Annotated in this window: 2 protein-coding genes; both read right to left on the bottom strand. The window is 42.7% G+C overall.

Annotation, left to right across the window (positions count from 1 at the left end; all coding sequences use genetic code 11):
* Positions 1–1575, bottom strand: a 1575-nt coding sequence (locus L652_RS0104690; protein WP_024603333.1) for a glycoside hydrolase family 15 protein, incomplete at its 3' end; no start/stop codon positions are given.
* Positions 1576–1584: 9 nt separating this feature from the next.
* Positions 1585–2832: MFS transporter (locus L652_RS0104685; RefSeq protein ID WP_024603332.1), on the bottom strand; the 1248-nt coding region annotated here is incomplete at its 5' end.

Below are 2832 nucleotides of genomic sequence, written 5' to 3'. Positions count from 1 at the left end.
TGCCGCAGTAGTCGAAGGCGAATAACCGCTTTGCTCTTCCCAACGTTCTTGTTGGGTTGCCGGTGGTGTAATTTGCGTGTCGTTCCACAAAATTTTAGCAAGGCCGCCATCAACTAAAAAATCAGCCGCTGGTTTTAACATTTTGCCGTACCAGCTTTTTAGTTCTTCATCACTAAGTACATTGGCTTTATGTAACTTCCAGGCAAGCATGATAGGCATAGCTGTTTGGTCAAGCTGTACGCCGACCCATTCAAGCTCACCATCGACGTGCGTTTTTTGCAAAAACCAGCCTGTATCGCCTTTATTACCTGGTGTTTTTCTGTTTACTTGCACTTTTTCAAGGTATTCGAATGCTGTTTTTGCGGTGGCGGTATCGCCGAGCGCCATAAATGCCATGGCTACTTGGTAAAAATCGCGCACCCATACCGCTTTATAGCCAGTAGAGCCCTCTTTGGCTGAAACAGTTTCGCCCCATGGGTTAGATAGAGAAGCAATTAATGCCCCTGCGTGTGTTTTATCTTCTTGTGCTTTTAAAACCATGGCGCTTGTGTATAAAAGCTTACCGTTATCGGCTGTTTGTTCAATCATTTTATTGAGCGGTTTGAGACTTTGTAGGTAATCCTCCCAGCCTAGCGCTTCACCTTTACCGTTATAGTGATCAAGCACCGCTTGGTACCCTTTTGCTAAGCTTTTTTCGCCTTGCTTTATACTTTGCTGCTGCGTTTTACCAAAACTAAGTGCTAAATCAAAGGTGGTATTCGCGCTTATGTCGCCAAGCTCTGCAAGCAAGCTTACATTACCTGCTGTATCGCCGGTATTTGTGTATTGTGTATTTATAGATTGCGTAGTTTTAAGTGCGTTAATACCATCGCTTTCACCGGTAAAGCCCACTGTTTTATCTTTAAATGAGGTCGCTGATTGAAGTGATAAATAGTTATCGTCTTCCCATGCGACAAGGCCTTGCTCAGTCGTTTTAGCGAAGTCACCTAGCCCGTTATTATTAATATACGGATTAACAGACACATATGCTTTTAGCCCTTCAAGCTCAGTGTTAAATACACTGCGTACAAATAATGTTTGCCCATCTGGGTCAGTAAAAATGTGTTTTTCTAGGCTAAAGCGCCCTTGTTTATCAGTGCTAGTTACTTTGTAGGCAAGCGATAATGGGCGACCTTGTGCATCTTTATGTAAGTAATCAATGGTGACATCTAAATCATCAGCTTCACTAACGGTAAAGTCTTTACCTGTTACTATAAATTGCATGTCTTTTATTTGAGCTTGGTGAATAAGCCCAAACATGGTTTCGGTGATCATACCTTTAGCAATTGAAAACCACACCTTAGATACATCGCCCGTTGCAGCTGAATCACTGTATTGGCCGTTTTGGTATTGCTCGTATGACGTGCCTATACCTGTTTTACCCGCATAAGCCCAAAAAGGCTCTGTGCCTGGGGCGCCTGGTGCTGATGTAACCTGTGCTGTGGTACTTTCGTTAGTTGTGCTTGTGTTTTGAGCGCCGCAAGCGGTTAAACCTAACGTTAAAAGTGAGGCGGTTATAAGGTTATATTTTTTCATTGTGTGTCCTTAATTTGAATTTTTAACGCGCATTACCGCAACGGCAGCGACAACGAACGAGGCTGCACCAATTAACAATGCGTAAATAGGCTGATTAGAAAATACGTGGCGTAAAATGAGCCCTAAAATGCTGGCGGCAAGTAACTGAGGTATAACTATAAAAAAATTAAAAATACCCATGTAAACGCCCATTTTATTACTTGGCAGTGCGTTACTTAGCATGGCGTAAGGCAGCGATAAAATAGACGCCCACGCAAACCCCACCCCAATCATAGGAATAAGTAACATTTTAGGATCTTGAATAAACATAAAGCTTGCAAGACCTAACGCGCCCAGCAATAAATTAAAGCAATGCGCGCCTTTTAATCCCATTTTTTTAACTAAAAACGGAATACACATAGCGGCAATTGCGGCAAATCCATTGTAAGCGGCAAATAAAATACCCACCCAGTCAGCACCATCGTTAAATGCTTTAGAGGTTGCATCGCTACTACCATAATGAAAGCTTGTTACTGCAGCGGTGGTATAAATCCACATAGCAAATAAAGTAAACCAGCTAAAAAACTGCACCCAGGCAAGCTGCTTCATAGCCTCTGGCATAGTAAATACATCTTGTACTACTTGGTAAAAACCACCTTGGGTTTTATTCGCACTTTTAAGCGCCGCTGCAATCCACTGCACAATACCAAACGCTAATAAACCACCAGCTAATAGGTATAATTCTTTTTCAAGCGATAAGCCCATGACTAATGCAAGGGTTGCTAAACCCAGCACTACAAAAATAATGGCGCCTTTATTAAAGTTAATATCAACCAGTTTGCTTGTAGTAGGTTGAGCGCTTTGCTTTTCAAAAGCCGCTAATTGCTCTGGGCTATACTCTTTTGTACGTGCTACGGTCCAAAGCACGGCAACAAGTAACACCACCCCGCCCCAATAAAATGAGTATTTAACAGACTCTGGAATTTGCCCTGGGGCTGCGGTATTACTTACATCAAACCAGTTGGTCATCATCCATGGTAATGCTGAGGCTAGTACCGCACCAATACCAATAAAAAAGCTTTGTAACCCGTAACCTGTAGCCCGTTGTTTTTCTGGCAAGTTATCCCCAACAAGTGCTCTAAACGGTTCCATGGTTACGTTGATTGACGCATCCATTATCCATAACATACCAGCGGCAATCCAAAGCGTTGGTGAATGCGGCATAATAAATAGTGAAAGCGTTGTTAACACTGCGCCTATAAAAAAGAACGGACGGCG

Source organism: Pseudoalteromonas sp. TB25 (genome assembly GCF_000497995.1).
Lineage (GTDB): Bacteria > Pseudomonadota > Gammaproteobacteria > Enterobacterales > Alteromonadaceae > Pseudoalteromonas > Pseudoalteromonas distincta.
This window is presented reverse-complemented; position numbering and strand designations above follow the sequence as displayed.